Raw genomic sequence first — 16,202 nt, 5'->3', positions numbered from 1 at the left:
GCTCAAAATGGAGGCCGTGTGCCCCCTCCACCCGGAACCAGATGCAGATTGGTTTCACCGGTGGCGTCCTCCGTCGTCTCCGGCAGCTTCGGCTTGTACACCCAGGCCACCAGTACCACCGAGATGATCATCAGCAGGAACCACGAAACCAGCTTGTCGAGCGACACCATGTGCCACCCGTCCACCTGGCTGGGGTAGAGCCAGGCTCCCGACCAGGTGGCGATGTTCTCGGCAATCCAGATGAACAGCGCCACCAGCAGGAACGCCAGGACCAGCGGCATCCGGAAGGTCCGGCGGAACACGCGGAAGTGCATGACGCACCGTCCGAAGACGATCACGACGGCGGCCAGCAGCACCCAGCGCGCGTCCCAGATGTAGTGGTGGGTGAAGAAGTTCACCTAGATTGCGGCGGCAACGATCGCCGTGATCCACCGCCGCGGGTACCCGGCGAAGCGCAGGTCGAAGAGCCGGTAGACCCGCACCATGTAGGAACCGACGGCCGCGTACATGAAGCCGCTGAAGAGCGGGACCGCCCCGATGCGCAGGAACCCTTCGGCCTCATAGGACCACGAGCCGACGTCGGTCTTGAACAGCTCCATCACCGTCCCCACAATGTGGAACAGAACAATAACCCTCAGCTCGCGGACCGTTTCCAGGCGAGTGGCCACCATCAGGATCTGGATGACGACGGCGGCGAGGGCCAGGAAGTCGTTCCTGGCCAAACCGGCGTCGTCCGGGTACCAAAGGCGTGCCGCCAGAAGCACGGCGAGGAGCGCGGCCCCAAAGATGCAGGCCCAGCCCTGCCTGAGGCCGAAAACCACAAACTCGGTGAGCCTGGAGCGGGCGCCACCGGCAGGGCCCCCTTGTCCAGGAATTGGTGAGCGCGCTCATCGATCAAGAGCTCTACGGATGTGAAACTCCGCACTGATACCTCGTTCCCCCGCCACGAGTGGCAACATTGGTTTTCCCCGCCGGACGTGGGCCCGGCGACGGGCCTTTGCAGAATCTAGGCTGCGCCGAGCCGGCCCAGGCAGTAGTTCTTGGGCCAGTGGCGGACCCGCCGCGGCAGCCGCGGATAGACCACGGCGGACCACCGCATCGTGCGGTCGAACCAGCGGCCGTGACGTTCAGTCCACGGTAGCCCGAAGCCCTGCCGGAGCCGGTCCGGCAGGAGGCCTGCGGTGATGAAGCGCGCAAACGGCATGACGACGCGCTGCCAAAGCCGGGGATCACGCGGATAGAGCAGGCTGCGCACCACGCGTGACATGACGTCGTCGGCCTCCAGACCCTGCGGGCAGTTCGCCCAGTAGCTGCCGAAGGCCTCACGGTCCGCGGGCCCCAGCTCGGCGGGAAGCTGCAGTGCCGTGCCGAGCCGCGCGTAGTCCCGGTATATGAAGTCCGCGACTTCGTCGTCCTGCGCCCCGTAGATTCTCTCGTAGACGGTGACGGCGGTGTCGTACAGGGTTGCCACTACCCAGAGCTGGGCGTGAGCATCGAAGGCGCTGTAGCCTGCGGAGCCGGCGTCGGGCTTGCGGCAGACGGGGCCGTGGGCGCGGTTCACGCTGCGGCGCACTGCTGCCACCTGGTCCTCAGTCCCGTACACCACGGCATACACGTAGGTCAGGGTGGCGCGAAGCCGTTCGAGCGGACGATCTGCGAAATTGCTGTGCTCGGCCACGCCGTGACCCACCGCCGGGTTCGCGATCTGCAGCAGAATAGCCCGCCCTGCCCCGGCCACCAGAACGCCTTCTGCTCCCAAGTCGGCAAGTCCACGCACCATGCCCACACACTACCCGAGAGCCGACCCTCGGCGCCGCCCGCGTATAGCCTTGGAACAGGAGGCACCATGACGGTTCGAAGCGCAGGCTTATTGCTGTACCGGTGGACCCCCGCGGCCCGGGTGGAAGTCTGGATAGCCCACATGGGCGGACCTTTCTGGGCCCGCAAGGACGAACATGCGTGGTCCGTCCCGAAGGGCGAATACCCGGAGGATGAGGACGCCCTGACGGCGGCCCGGCGCGAGTTCGCAGAGGAAATGGGCACTCCTGCACCGCCGGCCGACTACATCGAACTGGGCTCCTTCCGGCAGCCGTCAGGCAAGGTCATCACCGTGTTCGCAGCCGAGTGGGATTTCCGGCCCGAACAGATCGTCAGCAACACATTCCCGCTGGAATGGCCCAGGGGGTCCGGCATCATCAAGCATTATCCCGAGATCGACGACGCCCGCTGGTTTAACGAAACGGAGGCGCGCACCAAGCTCGTGAAAGGCCAGCTTCCCATCCTTGACGCGCTCGTTCAGAGTCTCCGGGACAGCGGCTTCCTGAGGTGACGCGGACTCACGGGCCAGCGTACGACGGCGGGACGTCCCGCCGTCGTCGTTCGTTACTTTTTCGGCTTGGGACTCTTCGGCGCTTTGGGCGGCAGCCCGGCGACATATGCGAGTGCCCGGGCCAGCCCCGGCTCAATCACTTCGGCCGGGCCCTGGACCGGGAGCCCTACATAGCCGCCCATGGGCCGTTCAGCGCTGGTCCGAAGGGAAGGGTTTCGCGGCTCGTCGTCAGCTCGTCGCGGTCAGCATCCGCGAGCTTCAGGCCCAGGGTCGGGCCGAAAAGCCCCGCAAACATGTTCCCGTTGACGAAGGCGCCCAGATTCCCGAACATCGGCTTGACCTCGATGCCCGGCAGCCCTGTCACCAGTAATCTGAACTGCTCTTTTTCAGCCTCAGTGGGCTTTGCCATTTCCATGAAGACGCCTTCCGGTCCGGGGCCTTCATTATCACCCCAGCAACGGACGACGACGGCGGGCCGTCCCGCCGTCGTCGTCCGCTGTTTTGTTCTTGCCGGGCTACGGCCGGAAGGGGACCTTTTCCCAAGACAGGACGCCGGGGCCGGACGCGCCGTTTGCCGCCACTGTGAACCTGACGTAATTCGTGGCGTTGGCTGAGCCGTCCACGGTGATGCGCTGCAGGTCATCACCGGCTTCCTGGCCGTAGATCTTCAGCCAGGGCGAGCCTTCGGCAAGGGGCTTGTTTTCGGCAAAGACGTGACTGTCGCCGTTGATGAGGTAGACCGGGCCGTCGAAGCGGTTCGTTTCCTCGATAATCGTCGCCACGATCTCGCGGAAGCCCGAGACCGAGTCCGGGTTGGCGGTGGCCGCGTCGAGCAGTGAAGGATCGAACATATCCGCCTGGGTCATGAGGACCACAGCCCTGTCGTTTCGCCGGGTCGCGTCGCTGAACGTGTCCCGCACCTGTTCCAGGACGGCCTTCGTCCGGTGGTCCACCTCGGCCTGCTGATCGGGGGTGACTGCCGTTTCACCGATGCCGGTCCACGGCAGGAGCGAGTTGTTGCTGCCCTGGACGTTCACCACGGAGAATGCCACGCGGTTCTTTGTGAAACGGACGTTCTCCGGCAGCCCGAGGGCTTCCTGGCTCTTCAGGGGCATCGTCTCCCCGAGGGTCTTGCCCGGAGCGTCGAAGAAGACCTCCCGAATCTTGTCCAGCCGTTCCAGCGGGTTGTAGGCGCCGTTGTTTCCGCGGTGGCAGTCCACCCACTCGTTGTCACCGGGCGTGTAGACCAGCGGATGCTCGAAGGAGTCGAACTCGGCGCGGATATGTTCGAAGTACTCGTCCGAACAAACGGACGACCCGTTCTTGATGTCACCCACGTGGGCGACGAAGCCCAGGCTGCTGTCGGCGTTGATGTCCTGGATGCGGGCGGGGAATTTGGCGATTTCGGCATCGCCGTAGGGGATGTCGCCGATGACGCCAAAGCTGAATGCCTGCTGGCTGGCGGGGTCGTCGCTGGCGCTGGCGGCAGCGGACGGGCCTGCAAACCCGGTCAGGGACATGAGCGCCACGACGGCGGTGACGGTGGTTTTCACGAGCACGGAAGTTCTCCTTGGTGCGACTCAACGGGTTTCGGCTCAAGCGACCAGGCGCTGGACGAGGGGTGCGTGAAAAGAGTGCCCGCTGCGGAATAACGTGCGAGAACCGCACGGTTTCGGTTCCGTGAACGGAAAGTGTCGCCACACCGTCTTGCCCTTTTATCGCCTGAGAGAATGGCCCAATGGAGATCGCCCTGGGACTGCTTGTTCTCGTGGCGGTGGTCTGCGCCGGCAGTGCACTGGGCAGGAAACTCAACGTTTCGGTGCCGCTGCTGCTGGTGCTGGCCGGCGTCGCCGGTTCTTTCCTCCCGTTCGTTCCGCCTATCGACCTCAACCCGGAACTGGTCCTCGTGGGCCTGCTGCCGCCGCTGCTCTATGCCGCGGCGCTGCGGACCTCGCTGTTCGACTTCGGCTCCAACCGCCGCGCCATCGGGCTCCTCTCGGTTGGCTACGTCATTTTCGGCACCATCACCGTGGGCTACGTGGTCTGGTGGCTTTTTCCGGAGATCCCGCTGGCCGCCGCCATCGCCCTCGGCGCCGTGGTGGCGCCGCCGGATGCGGTGGCCGCGACCGCCATCGCGCGGAAGGTGGGGATGCCGCGCCGGATTGTCACCATCCTCGAGGGCGAGTCACTGGTCAACGATGCCACCGCCCTGGTCTGCCTCCGCGCTGCGATCGCCGCCATCGCGGGGTCCGTGTCCGCCGCCGGAATCGCCGGCGGATTCCTTCTCGCGGCCGGCGGCGGCCTGGTGGTCGGCCTGGCCGCGGCCTACGTGCTGACCCAGCTCCGCAAACGGATCCGGAACGTCGCCATCAACACGTCGACGTCGCTGATGGCGCCGTTCGTCGCCTACCTGCCGGCCGAAGCGATCCACGCCTCCGGTGTCCTCGCCGTCGTTGTTACCGGTCTGGTGATGGGAACCAAGGCGCCGTCCATGCCTAACGGCGCCGCACGGCTGAGCCAGCGCAGCAACTGGAACACAGTGCAGTTCCTGTTGGAGAATTCCGTTTTCCTGCTGATCGGACTGCAGGTCCGGACCATCATCGACGGTGTCCAGGATGACTCCCTCGGCGCGGCCCGCATCTGGGCGGGCTGTGCGGTCATCCTGCTGGCAGTGCTGCTGCTCCGGCCGGTCTGGGTCTTTCCCGCGACGTACCTGCCCCGGCTGATCCCGTCCGTGCGGCGCAACGACCCGGCGCCGCCGTGGCAGTTCGCCGCAATTGTGTCCTGGGCGGGCATGCGCGGCGTGGTGACCCTGGCTGCGGTACTGGTGCTGCCCGCTGACCTCGAGCACCGATCCGTGCTGATCCTGGCTGCCATGGTGGTGGTCGCCGGGACGCTCACGCTGCAGGGGTTTACCCTTCCGCCGCTGGTCCGGCTCCTGCGGGTCAGGGGCCCGGACCCGCGCGAGGACGCGTTGAACCAGGCCTCGCTGATGCAGCTGGCCACCGCCGCCGGCGTGGAGCGGCTGCAGGAAATGCGCACCGACAACGATCCGCCGGAGGTCGTGGCCATGCTGAAGCGGCGCACCCAGGAGCGCGGGCTGGCGGCGTGGGAACGGCTGGGCCGCCCGACGTCGGAAGCGGCGACTCCCAGCCAGCGCTACGCCCAGCTGCGGCTCGCCATGCTGGAAGCCGAGCGGGCCAAGGTACTGGAACTGCGGAGCGGCGGCCAGTACGCCCACGAGGTCCTCAGTGAAGTCCTGGACCGGCTGGACGTCGAGGAATCGATGCTCGACGCCTCGCTGGATGAGCTGGACGCCTCCGGCGGGGGCGGCGGAGAGGGCATCGCGAGGCCGGGCGGCGTATGCGGCCACCTGGAGTCCGCGGCGGACCCGCAGGTCCCGCCGGACCCCTACTGCGCGGGCTGCGCACTGGAAGGCACGACGACGGTACACCTCAGGATGTGCCTGGACTGCGGAAACGTGGGCTGCTGTGATTCCTCCCCGGGAAACCATGCCTCCCGGCACTTCGGGTCGACAGGCCATCCGGTGATGCGGAGCATCGAACCCGGCGAAAACTGGCGCTGGTGCTACGAGGACGACCTGCTGGGGTGACCAGGGACGCGCGCGGCGCCGGCCGGGCCGCGGCGGCTTTGGGGATGCCTAAGGGCTGGGGGTCCGCGTTGGCCAGCCAGGTTTAACAGCCCGGAAACACAAAACTCTTACTGCAATCCAAATTGCATAGTACATTTGATGCAAACGCCATTGCAGAGTGATCCAGATTACAGAGAAGAGTTCCCGCCGTGTCCAGTTCGGCATCGCCCGGTCATTCCGCCAGCAGCAACGGCGCCTCCGATCCGGCATCCGCCTGGCTCGGCGACGCCCTGCCGGACGTCCTCCTGACCAAAGCCCAGGGCCGGGTAGTGGAGGTCATCGTGCGCAATCCGCAGCTGTCCTCCTACGCGGACATCGCGGAGATCGCGCAGCGTGCCGATGTAAACAACTCCACCGTGGTCCGGGCCGCACAGCACCTGGGCTACCGCGGCTGGCCGGACCTCCAGCGCGAACTGCGCGCCCGCTACCTGGTGATGATCTCCACCGAGGACACCCTGGTGGAACACGGCGCACACCGCAGCCCGCTCCACGATGCGCTGAACCACGACATCGAAAATCTCCGCCTCACCCTCGACGCGAACACCGCCGACGAGGCCCAGTCAGCCATCGCGACGCTGGCCGAGGCACGGTCGATCACCGTGGTGGGCATGGGTTCCTTCGCTGGCCCGGCCAGCGTCATGGCACATCTGGGAACCATCATGGGCTACCCCATCACCCTGGAGCCCCGCGGCGGGGTCCACCTCGCCTCCAGCGTCAACAGGCTCGGCCCCGGCGATGTCCTGGTGGTGATCAACATGTGGCGCTCCATGCGCGAGATCATCGCCGCAGCGGAGGCGGCGCATCAGGCCGGCGTGAAGGTCGTGGCCATCAGCGACATGCGACGCGGCCGCCTGGCCACGATCGCAGACCACCTGCTGGTGGTCGCCTCCGAAGGCATCTCCTTCTTCCAGTCCGTCACGGCAGCCAACTCGGCGGTCTATGGCCTGCTGACCGGAATGGAGGCTGCCCACCCCGAACGCAGCCGCGAAACCATCCGCCGGACCCAGCAGCTCTGGAAAGACCTGGACATCTTCTTGGACTAAGCGCATTCCAGGACCGGGAGCGCCTCCATCACCGGCCCGTCCATCCGTCCCACACCTCTTCCGAACTTCAGCAACACCCCAAGGAGCATCCAATGAACACCAGCATCGACCGCCGCATAGCCGTCATCGGCCTCGGCGCGATGGGTGGAGCCATGGCAGACACCCTGCACCGGACCGGCTGGCAGGTCACTGGCTTCGACCCCTCCGAAGCCGCCAGGGCAGCCGCCGAGGCACGCGGCATTGCCACGGTGAAGGAGGCCAACGCGCTGGCCGGAACGCCCTACGTGGTGCTTTCCCTGCCGTCGGCAGCGGTTGTCGAAGCCACCGTGTCCGGCCTGTTCAGCGCCCCCGGAACCGTCGCCATCGTTGACACCACCACCTCCGAACCGGCCACCAGCGCGGCAATGGCATCCCTGGCCGAAGCGAACGGCGCCGCGTTTGTGGATGCGCCTGTTTCCGGTGGCCGGGACGGCGCCGCCACCGGTTCCCTCAGCGCCTTCGTCGGAGCCAGCGAAGCAGCCCTCGCCGCGGCCGAGCCCGTGCTGAACGCACTGACCGGCGGAAAATACAGCCACATCGGCGGCCCGGGCAGCGGCAACGTCGTCAAGCTGCTGAACAACGTCCTGGCCGCCGCCAACCTCGTGGCCGTGGGCGAAGCCCTCGCCGTCGCGAAGGCCTACGGCATCGATCCGGGCACCGCCGCGGCCAGCATCAGCGCAGCCTCCGGCGGCAGCAAAGTCTCCGCCAACATGTACCCCAACTGGGTGCTCTCCGGCACCCACGATTCCGGCTTCGCCCTGGGCCTTATGGCCCGCGACGCCGCCCTGGCGGTGGACGTTGCCCGGCAAAAGGGCGAGAACCCCGCCCTGCTCGCCGCCGTCGTCGGCCAGTGGCAGGAAGCCCTGGCCGCCCTCGGCCCCGCCGCCGACTTCACCGAAATAGCCCGCATGGTTGCCCCCGCCATCACCCGCGCCGGCACTCCCGCCATTCCCGTGGCCGCAGCCACCGCACCCCGCGCTTAAGGACCCCCGCGTGACCATCACAACAGCACCCAGTTCATCCTCAACGGACACCGCCCGCGCCGTCCTCGACGCGGCTTTCCCCGGCGGCCTCGGCGCCTTCATCGACGGCAAGGTGGTGCCGGGCAGCGGGGAAAGCATCACGCTGACCGCGGCCGCCACCGGCGCACCCTTCGCCACCTACGCCGATCCGGGCGCCGATGGGGCGCGGGACATCCTGGAAAGCGCCGTCCGCGGCGCCGCGGCCTGGGGCGAACTCAACGGATTTGAGCGCGCGGCCATCCTCCGGAATGTCAGCCGCACGCTGGAGGCCCACACCGAAGAGCTGGCCATCCTGGAATCGGCCACCACCGGAAAACCCATCCGCGATGCCCGGGTGGAAGCGGCCAAGGTGGCCGAAATGTTCGGTTACTACTCCGGCTGGGCGGACAAGCTCACCGGGCAGACCATCCCCGTGCCCGGATCCTGGCACACCTATACCGAGCGGGTGCCGTGGGGCGTCGTCGTGGCCATCACGCCCTGGAACGCGCCGATGTTCACCGCCGGCTGGAACTCCGCCGCACCCCTGGCCGCCGGCAACGCCGTGATCATCAAGCCCAGCGAGTTCACACCGGCCTCCACCATCCGGGTGGCACAGCTGGCCCACAAAGCCGGGCTGCCGGACGGTGTCTTCAACGTCGCTCCGGGGCTTGGCCAGACGGTCGGCGCAGCCCTCACATCGGACCGCCGCGTGGGCAAAGTCAGCTTCATCGGCTCCGTGCCCACCGGGCGCCGCGTCGCGGTGGCCGCTGCCCAGGCGGGCATTCCGGCCCTGCTGGAACTCGGCGGCAAGTCCGCCAACATCGTGTTCGCCGACGCCGACCTCGAGCGGGCGGCAGACGGCGCCATTTCGGCCATCTTCTCCGGGGCGGGGCAGTCCTGCGTGGCAGGGTCCCGGCTCCTCGTGGAACGGCGTGTGCACGACAGGTTCGTGGAGCTGGTCGCGGACCGGGCCGGCCGCCTCCGCGTCGGGGATCCGCTGAGCGCCGACACCGAGGTGGGCCCCATCATCACCGCCCAGCAGTTCGCCACCGTCAACTCCCTCATCGACGCCGGCGTGCAGGACGGCGGGCGCCGGATCACCGGATCCGCGCTTCCGTCGCACCTCGCTGATTCGGCCTTGGCCGGCGGCCACTGGGTGATGCCAACCCTGCTGGACGGCGTGACGCCGCAGAACCGTTTGGAGACCACCGAGGTTTTCGGCCCGGTGGTCGGCGCGGATGCCTTCGACACCGAGGCGGAAGCAATCGCCCGGGCCAACAGCACCAGTTTCGGCCTGGCGGGGGCCGTGTGGACCTCGGACGTTTCCCGGGCCCACCACGTGGCGCGTTCGGTCAGGGCCGGCACGTTCTGGATCAACTCATACAAGACCATCCACGTGGCCGTCCCGTTCGGCGGCTTCGGCGACTCGGGCCACGGGCGGTCCTCCGGTCCCGGCGTGCTGGACGAGTACACGCAGACCAAGGCGATCTGGGTGCCCACCCGCGCGGCGGGCTCCCCCTTCCCTTCCCTTTCCTACTAGCCCTTTCCTACCAGCCCTTTCCTACCAGCCCTTTCCTACCAGCAAGGCAGAGACCCGTGGAACTTACAGACACATCCAGACCCGCCGATTCCCTGAGGGCTGAGCTCAGCGAGGGAGTGGACCGGTGGAAACCGAGCGTCCATGTCATGGCCAGGAGCATGCACGCCAACCCCGAAATTTCCTTCGAGGAAACCCGTTCCGCCGAGGCGGCCGCCGCGCTGCTCGAAGAGGGCGGCTTCAGGGTTGAACGCGGCAGCTGCGGCCTGCCCACCGCCTTCACGGCGACCGCCGGCAGCGGCGACCTCGTCGTCGCCCTGTGCGTGGAGTATGACGCGCTCCCCCAGATCGGCCACGCGTGCGGGCACAACCTGATCGCCGGAGCCTCAGTTGCCGCAGCACTGGCGCTGGCCCCGCTGGCCGATGAACTGGGCATCACCCTCAAAGCCATCGGCACCCCGGCCGAAGAGCACGGCGGCGGCAAAGTCCTTATGCTCGAACGCGGCGGTTTCGACGGCGTGGGCCTGGTACTCATGGTTCACCCGGTCCAGGACGGCCTGACCTACAACCCGGCCGGGACCAGCGCCCAGGCCGTGGGGCGGTACCAGGCAACATTCACCGGCAAGGCAGCGCACGCAGCGGCCGCTCCGCACCAGGCCGTGAACGCCGCCGACGCCGCGGTGCTGAGCCAGGTTGCCGTGGGCCTGCTCAGGCAGCAGATCCCCGGCGACCACAGGATTGCCCTGTACGTCGCCGAGGCCGGGCACGTCACCAACATCATTCCCGAGCGGGCCGTGGTGAACTTCGAATGCCGCGCCTTCACCCTGCCGGAGTACGAAGCGCTGCTGGAACGGGTGCGGCGCTGCTTCGAGGGCGCCGCCCTGGCCACCGGGACGCAACTGACCATTGAAGCCACGGAACCGCTGTACGAACCCCTGGTCCAGGACGATGCTCTCGCGGCCCACTGGACCAGTGCGATGGACTCCTTCGGCAAGGACACCTCACCTTCGGCCGGACTCAGCGGCGGCTCCACGGACATGGGAAACATCTCCCAGGTCATCCCCAGCCTGCACCCGTGGCTGAGCATCCCGGGCGCGGACGTGCCGATCCACTCCCACGCCTTCGCCGCCCTGGCAGACACCCCGGAGGCATACGCGGTCATGTTCGAGGCCGCCCTCGCCCTGGCCTGGACCGTAGCTGCCGCCGCCACCACCCCCACAGAACGCGAGCGGTTCACCGGTGCCGCGTTCAGCCGCCCCAACCCACAGGAAGTCACACCATGAGTACCAGCACCACAACCGCTCCGGTCACCAGGGCCGGAACCAAGCTGACGCTTCCCGTTGCGGCGCTGGCCCTCGCCATCGCCGTCACCGTCCAGCTCATCGGCCAGCTGAAGATCGATCTGGGCATCGGCTCGATCATCGTCTTCCCCATGGTCTGGGGCCTCATCCTCGGCCTCCTGACCTCGGTCCAGAAGTTCAAGCCCCTCGGCCTGGACCTCCAGCGGGTGGCGGCCGCCCTGGTGGGCGTGGCCGTGTTCCTGCTGGTGGCCCGGCTTGCCTTCAACATCGGCCCCAGCCTCCCCAGCCTCATCAAGGCCGGACCGGCGCTGCTGCTGCAGGAGATCGGCCATCTGCTCGGAACCGTTGTACTGGCACTCCCGCTGGCCGTCCTGCTGCGCATGGGCAAGGCAACTGTCGGTGCCACCTTCTCCCTGGACCGCGAGCCCTCCTTCGCCATGGTCTCCGAAAAGTACGGTCCCGACTCCGACCAGTACCGCGGCGTCCTTGCCATGTATGTCTTCGGCACCCTCTTCGGCGCCGTGTTCATCACCCTGCTGACCTCGCTCGTGGCCAACTGGAGGATCTTCGACCCCCTGGCCCTGGCAATGGGTGCGGGCGTGGGTTCCGGCTCGATGATGGCCGCCTCCGCAGCCAGCATCATCGGCGCCTACCCCGGCGACCAGGAGGCCATCCTCGCCATGGCCGCCATCTCCAACCTGATCACCACGGTCCTGGGCGTATACGTCGGAATCTACGTGGCCCTGCCGCTCGCCGACCGTTTCTACCGATTCCTGACCCGCAAGCAGACGGCCCGCGAAACCGCTGCCGTCACGTCCGGCGCCCCCGCCGAAAGGACGCAGGCAGACATCGACCGGGAAGAAGCCCAGGCTGACGCCAACCGCAAATTCCGGGAACAGGTCGCCGCGTCATCGGCAGCCATCACGCTGCCGCTCTGGCTCTCCCTTTCGGTCCTGACCGTCCTCGGCGTGGCCACGGCCTCGATCGCGGCCAAGGGATTCAGCTGGTCCATCGTCGGCGGCTACGCCATCCTGCTGGCCCTGGTGCTCTTCAGCCTCCTCCTGGCCAGGATCACCCGGAAGATCTCCGCGATCGTGTTCATCACCACGATCGGGGCGTTCATCTCCAGCCCGTGGTTCTTCGGTGCCGAGCCGCTCAACGCGATGGTGAAAACCGTTGACTTCCTGTCCATCGCCACTGTCATGCTGACCCTGGCCGGCCTGTCGCTCGGCAAGGACATCCCGCTGCTGAAAAACATCGGCTGGAAGATCATTCCCGTCGGGCTGCTCGCCATCACCGCGTCGTTCCTGCTCTCCACCGTGATCGCGGAGTTCGCGCTGGGGCTCTGGCACTAACCTCCGCCGCTGCACTGCGGCAAACGCAAACGGACGACGACGGCGGGACCTCCCGCCGTCGTCGTCCGTTTGTTGCCTCCCGTCGCTAGGAAGCATGACCGAGCCCCGACCGGCCGCACCGACTCCCTTGGCGGACGGATCCTGGACAGCGGCGGGGTCAGCTATTGGTGGCGCGGATGGCGTCCGCGACGCTTTCCAGGTGCAGCCGCATTGCCTCGGCGGCCCCGTTCGGGTCGTGCCGGCACACCGCGTCGATAATGGCCAGATGCTGCGGAAGTGAAACATGGGGGCGTCCGGGCTGGCGCGCCAGCTGGAACTGAAAGCGCACGGCCTGCCCGCGCAGCCGCTGAATGGTCGCCGCGGCAGTTTTCTGCGCGCTCACCGCGATGATCTTGGCGTGGAGACGTTGATTGCACGCCGAGTACGACTCCCTGTCGCCGCGTTCGACGGCTTCCTCCATCTCCTTGGCGAGCCCCCGGAGTTCTTCTGATTCAGCGTCGGATATTCTCTCTGCTGCCTTCCGGGCGCACAGCGCTTCAAGTGCGGCGCGCACCTCAGTGATCTCCAGCGCCTCCTCGACGGAGACGGCCCTCACCCGCGCTCCGCGGTTCTGGACACGTTCGACAAGGCCCTCGACGCTCAGCTCGGACAAGGCGACGCGGACGTTGCCCCGGCTGGCCCCGTACTCGTCCGCCAGGTCGGCTTCCACGAGCCGCTGCTTCGGCACGAGTTCGCCCCGGATAATCGCGTTGCGCAAGAGATCAACGAGCTCCTGGGCCGAAAGGGCGCCCCCAACACCCTCGTCAACGGTTGTCATGCTGCCCCCTCCGGAACCAATTTCGCTGAAACTTTCCCTTTGTATTGTAAACAATTTTGTCAGAGCGTCCCCGGAGCCCGGCCGGGCGGTGCCAACCTACGTTCCTCAAAAAGTTTGCTGACGATATTGCTAACAATTTCGTCAACGGTTATCGTGGTGTGTATTGCATCACTATCGAGGGAGCGAACACCGTGGTTCAAGCGACCATCCAGGGAACGGAAAAGGCCCGCCCGCATGTCCAAGGCAGCCAGACCGCTATTCCGTGCTGGTTCATGCGTGGAGGTACGTCGCGAGGACCGTTCTTCCGGGCCGAAGACCTTCCGGCGGATCAGGCTTCCCGGGACGCCATACTGCTGGCAGTGATGGGATCCCCGGACCCCCGTCAGATCGACGGTCTGGGAGGCGCTCATCCCCTGACCAGCAAGGTCGGCATCGTCGGCCTGAGCGCCGGCGACGACGCCGACCTTGAATTCCGGTTTGCCCAGCTGCAGCCGGACAGCGACGTCGTTGACCTGACTGCCAACTGCGGGAACATGCTCGCGGCGGTGGTGCCCTTTGCGCTGGAATCAGGCCTGATCATCCACCAGGGCGACAGCACAGCAGCCCGGGTCCGCACACTCAACACGGGCCTGGTTGCCGAGATCACTGTCCCCACACCCGACGGCGGGTCCGGCCGGTACGTGGAGTACTCCGGGGACGCCCGCATTGACGGGGTACCCGGATCCGCGGCGCCCATCTCCATCAACTTCCTCGACACCGCAGGATCCGTCTGCTCTTCGCTCCTGCCCACGGGCAACGTCCGTGACCAAGTCGATATCGCCGGCGTAGGACGTGTCGACGTGACGTGCATCGACAACGGCCAGCCGCTGGTCATCGTCGCCGCCACCGCCCTCGGCCGTACCGGATACGAGTCGACGGAAGCACTGAACGAGGACCACGAGCTCAAGTCCCGGCTGGAGGTCCTGCGCCTGGCCTGCGGCGAACTGATGGGCCTTGGGGATGTGACCGGCAGGAACTATCCCAAAATGACGCTCGTTTCGCCGCCGGCCCAAGGGGGTGCGATCACCACCCGCAGCTTTATTCCGCACACCTGCCACGAGTCCATCGGCGTCCTGGCTGCGGTCACGGCGGCAACTGCGTGCGTGCTGGAGGGATCTGTCGCCCACGACATCGCGAAGGTTGACCCCGGAACCGAAATCCGGGTGTCCGTCGAGCATCCGGCCGGGGAATTCAGCGTCGAGCTGGGCCTTGACCCCGGCAACGCCCAGCGCGTCATCAAGTCCGCCCTGCTGCGCACTGCCCGTCTCATCATGGCCGGCGACGTCTTTGTCCCCCGCCGCACTTTGCACTCGAGTGCATTAGCAGCCGCGGATTCACCTGAGGAGAAGCAACAATGATCATCGACTGCCATGGCCACTTCACCACGGCCCCCGCAGAACTGGAGGGATGGCGGAACCAACAGATCGCCGGCCTCGAAAAACCGGCCGCGGCCCCCGCCGCCGCGGACCTTCGCATTACCGACACCCAGCTGCGGGAAAGCATCGAGGGTAACCAGCTGCGCCTCATGGACGAACGCGGCATCGACCTGACGATCTTTTCCCCGCGTGCCTCTTTCATGGCGCACCACGTCGGTGGCTTCGAGGCTTCCGCGGAGTGGGCTGCTATCTGCAACGAACTCTGCTTCCGGGTCAGCGAGCTCTACCCCGAGCGCTTTGTACCGGCCGCAATGCTCCCCCAGTCCCCCGGCGTCGATCCGGCCACCTGCATCCCCGAACTCACACGGTGCGTGGAGGAATACGGGGCCGTGGCGCTGAACCTGAACCCCGACCCGTCCGGCGGCCACTGGACGGCCCCGCCGCTCACCGACCGGTCCTGGTACCCCATCTACGAGAAGATGGTCGAATACGACATTCCGGCCATGGTCCACGTCAGCACCAGCATCAACCCGGCCTTCCACACCACCGGCGCGCACTACCTGAACGCCGACACCACCGCCTTCATGCAGCTGGTCCAAGGTGACCTGTTCGCCGACTTCCCGACGCTCAAGCTGGTCATTCCCCACGGGGGAGGCGCCGTGCCGTACCACTGGGGACGTTTCCGGGGCCTGGCCATGGCACTGAAGAAGCCCCCGCTGGAAGAGCACGTGATGCGGAATGTCTTCTTCGACACCTGCGTCTACCACCAGCCCGGCATTGACCTGCTGCTGGACGTCGTTCCAACCCGCAACATCCTCTTCGCCTCCGAGATGATCGGCGCCGTCCGCGACATTGACCCCTGCAGCGGCCACCACTTCGACGACACCGTCCGCTACATCGAGCAGTCCGGGCTCTCTGAGGCTGACCTGGCCGCCGTCCAGGAGCACAACGCGCGCTCCGTCTACCCCCGGCTCAATGCCCTGCTCAAGCAGCAGGGCCGCTAACCCACTAGGAGCACAGATCCATGCATGAACTCGGAGTCGTACACCGCACCATCAGCCGTGCCGCCCGCGCGGACGTCGAAGCGTTGTCCACATTCGCCGTCAGCACCATCCATGAGGCCATGGGCCGCCTTGGCCTCATGCGGCCCTATATCCGCCCGGCCTACCCCACCGCCAAACTCTGCGGCACCGCAGTCACCGTGCTGCTTCAGCCCGGCGACAACTGGATGCTGCACGTGGCGGCCGAACAGGTGCAGCCCGGCGACGTCCTCGTCGCTGCCTGCACCACGGAGTGCGAGGACGGGTTCTTCGGCGACCTGCTCGCAACGTCCGTCCGCGCCCAGGGCGGAGTGGGACTGGTCATCGACGGCGGCTGCCGCGATGTTGACGCCTTGCAGGAGATGGACTTTCCCGTCTTCAGCAGGGCCATCAACTCCAAGGGCACCATCAAGGCGACGCTTGGCTCGGTCAACGTCCCGGTGGTCTGCGCCAACGCCCTGGTCAACCCCGGCGACGTCGTGATAGCTGATATCGACGGCGTCGTTGTGGTTCCCGCCAGCCGCGCCGGGGACGTGGCGGAGGCTGCCCGGCAGCGCGAAGCCAACGAGGAAGGCAAGCGTCAGCGGTTCGCCGCCGGCGAGCTCGGCCTCGACGTCTACTCCATGCGGCAGCCGCTCGAGGCCGCAGGCTTGCGGTACGTCGACTGATGAAT

The 16,202-nt window shown here is 66.9% G+C and carries 14 protein-coding genes and 1 pseudogene; 10 read left to right on the top strand and 5 right to left on the bottom strand.

The window, feature by feature from the left end; translation table 11 throughout:
* Nucleotides 1-2: 2 nt before the first annotated feature.
* Nucleotides 3-925, bottom strand: a pseudogene (locus CXQ91_RS13970) (DUF817 domain-containing protein).
* An 81-nt stretch (nucleotides 926-1,006) separates the two neighbouring features.
* On the bottom strand, nucleotides 1,007-1,780 hold the full coding sequence (locus CXQ91_RS13965) for an oxygenase MpaB family protein (protein WP_104174506.1): 774 nt from the start codon (nucleotides 1,778-1,780) through the stop codon (nucleotides 1,007-1,009).
* A 66-nt stretch (nucleotides 1,781-1,846) separates the two neighbouring features.
* Between CXQ91_RS13965 and CXQ91_RS13960 the strand changes: the two genes are divergently transcribed.
* Nucleotides 1,847-2,329 carry an NUDIX domain-containing protein gene (locus CXQ91_RS13960; RefSeq protein ID WP_104174505.1) on the top strand — a complete coding sequence of 161 codons (483 nt, stop codon included), beginning with the start codon at nucleotides 1,847-1,849 and terminating at the stop codon, nucleotides 2,327-2,329.
* 166 nt (nucleotides 2,330-2,495) lie between these two features.
* Here CXQ91_RS13960 and CXQ91_RS13955 read toward each other — a convergent pair whose 3' ends face one another.
* A complete protein-coding gene (locus CXQ91_RS13955; protein WP_308471407.1) occupies nucleotides 2,496-2,744 on the bottom strand; it encodes a TfoX/Sxy family protein in 249 nt (82 codons plus the stop codon).
* A gap of 100 nt (nucleotides 2,745-2,844) precedes the next feature.
* Complete coding sequence (locus tag CXQ91_RS13950) at nucleotides 2,845-3,888, bottom strand: hypothetical protein (protein WP_104174504.1); 1,044 nt, start codon at nucleotides 3,886-3,888, stop codon at nucleotides 2,845-2,847.
* A 179-nt stretch (nucleotides 3,889-4,067) separates the two neighbouring features.
* On the opposite strand from CXQ91_RS13950, the gene CXQ91_RS13945 reads away from it, so the two are divergent.
* From CXQ91_RS13945 to CXQ91_RS13920, 6 genes are all read left to right on the top strand, one after another.
* On the top strand, nucleotides 4,068-5,942 hold the full coding sequence (locus CXQ91_RS13945; protein ID WP_104174503.1) for a Na+/H+ antiporter: 1,875 nt from the start codon (nucleotides 4,068-4,070) through the stop codon (nucleotides 5,940-5,942).
* 188 nt (nucleotides 5,943-6,130) lie between these two features.
* Nucleotides 6,131-7,024: a MurR/RpiR family transcriptional regulator gene (locus CXQ91_RS13940; protein WP_104174502.1), complete on the top strand. Its 894-nt coding sequence runs from the start codon at nucleotides 6,131-6,133 to the stop codon at nucleotides 7,022-7,024.
* Entirely contained in the window at nucleotides 6,994-8,046 is a 1,053-nt protein-coding gene (locus tag CXQ91_RS13935) for an NAD(P)-dependent oxidoreductase (protein WP_258073985.1), read from the top strand. Before CXQ91_RS13940 ends, CXQ91_RS13935 begins: the two co-directional genes overlap by 31 nt.
* Before the next feature lie 10 nt (nucleotides 8,047-8,056).
* The gene (locus CXQ91_RS13930; RefSeq protein ID WP_104174500.1) at nucleotides 8,057-9,604 is read left to right on the top strand and encodes an aldehyde dehydrogenase; all 1,548 of its coding nucleotides are present in this window, start codon (nucleotides 8,057-8,059) and stop codon (nucleotides 9,602-9,604) included.
* A gap of 56 nt (nucleotides 9,605-9,660) precedes the next feature.
* The gene (locus tag CXQ91_RS13925; protein WP_104174499.1) at nucleotides 9,661-10,884 is read left to right on the top strand and encodes an amidohydrolase; all 1,224 of its coding nucleotides are present in this window, start codon (nucleotides 9,661-9,663) and stop codon (nucleotides 10,882-10,884) included.
* On the top strand, nucleotides 10,881-12,257 hold the full coding sequence (locus CXQ91_RS13920; RefSeq protein ID WP_104174498.1) for a DUF3100 domain-containing protein: 1,377 nt from the start codon (nucleotides 10,881-10,883) through the stop codon (nucleotides 12,255-12,257). The genes CXQ91_RS13925 and CXQ91_RS13920 overlap by 4 nt, the downstream gene beginning before the upstream one ends.
* Nucleotides 12,258-12,414: 157 nt before the next feature.
* On the opposite strand, the gene CXQ91_RS13915 is transcribed toward CXQ91_RS13920, so the two are convergent.
* Complete coding sequence (locus tag CXQ91_RS13915) at nucleotides 12,415-13,074, bottom strand: GntR family transcriptional regulator (RefSeq protein WP_104174497.1); 660 nt, start codon at nucleotides 13,072-13,074, stop codon at nucleotides 12,415-12,417.
* Nucleotides 13,075-13,265: 191 nt separating this feature from the next.
* Between CXQ91_RS13915 and CXQ91_RS13910 the strand changes: the two genes are divergently transcribed.
* Genes CXQ91_RS13910 through ligK form a run of 3 tightly spaced genes read left to right on the top strand, consistent with a single transcriptional unit; the run spans nucleotide 13,266 to nucleotide 16,197 of the window.
* Entirely contained in the window at nucleotides 13,266-14,471 is a 1,206-nt protein-coding gene (locus tag CXQ91_RS13910) for a 4-oxalomesaconate tautomerase (RefSeq protein ID WP_258073980.1), read from the top strand.
* Complete coding sequence (locus CXQ91_RS13905) at nucleotides 14,468-15,493, top strand: amidohydrolase family protein (RefSeq protein ID WP_104174496.1); 1,026 nt, start codon at nucleotides 14,468-14,470, stop codon at nucleotides 15,491-15,493. Before CXQ91_RS13910 ends, CXQ91_RS13905 begins: the two co-directional genes overlap by 4 nt.
* Before the next feature lie 20 nt (nucleotides 15,494-15,513).
* The gene (gene ligK, locus CXQ91_RS13900; RefSeq protein WP_104174495.1) at nucleotides 15,514-16,197 is read left to right on the top strand and encodes a 4-carboxy-4-hydroxy-2-oxoadipate aldolase/oxaloacetate decarboxylase; all 684 of its coding nucleotides are present in this window, start codon (nucleotides 15,514-15,516) and stop codon (nucleotides 16,195-16,197) included.
* Nucleotides 16,198-16,202 lie beyond the last annotated feature (5 nt).

The sequence above is a fragment of the Arthrobacter sp. Y81 genome, assembly GCF_002929335.1.
Lineage (GTDB): Bacteria > Actinomycetota > Actinomycetes > Actinomycetales > Micrococcaceae > Arthrobacter.
The sequence above is the reverse complement of the archived record's forward strand: the minus strand, read 5'-3'. Positions and strand labels throughout refer to the sequence as shown.

Coding starts and splice junctions, on each gene's coding strand:
- CXQ91_RS13965 (WP_104174506.1), bottom strand. CDS start 1,780: ATGGTGCGTGGACTTGCCGACTTGGGAGCAGAAGGCGTTCTGGTGGCC.
- CXQ91_RS13960 (WP_104174505.1), top strand. CDS start 1,847: ATGACGGTTCGAAGCGCAGGCTTATTGCTGTACCGGTGGACCCCCGCG.
- CXQ91_RS13955 (WP_308471407.1), bottom strand. CDS start 2,744: ATGGAAATGGCAAAGCCCACTGAGGCTGAAAAAGAGCAGTTCAGATTA.
- CXQ91_RS13945 (WP_104174503.1), top strand. CDS start 4,068: ATGGAGATCGCCCTGGGACTGCTTGTTCTCGTGGCGGTGGTCTGCGCC.
- CXQ91_RS13920 (WP_104174498.1), top strand. CDS start 10,881: ATGAGTACCAGCACCACAACCGCTCCGGTCACCAGGGCCGGAACCAAG.
- CXQ91_RS13915 (WP_104174497.1), bottom strand. CDS start 13,074: ATGACAACCGTTGACGAGGGTGTTGGGGGCGCCCTTTCGGCCCAGGAG.
- CXQ91_RS13905 (WP_104174496.1), top strand. CDS start 14,468: ATGATCATCGACTGCCATGGCCACTTCACCACGGCCCCCGCAGAACTG.
- ligK (WP_104174495.1), top strand. CDS start 15,514: ATGCATGAACTCGGAGTCGTACACCGCACCATCAGCCGTGCCGCCCGC.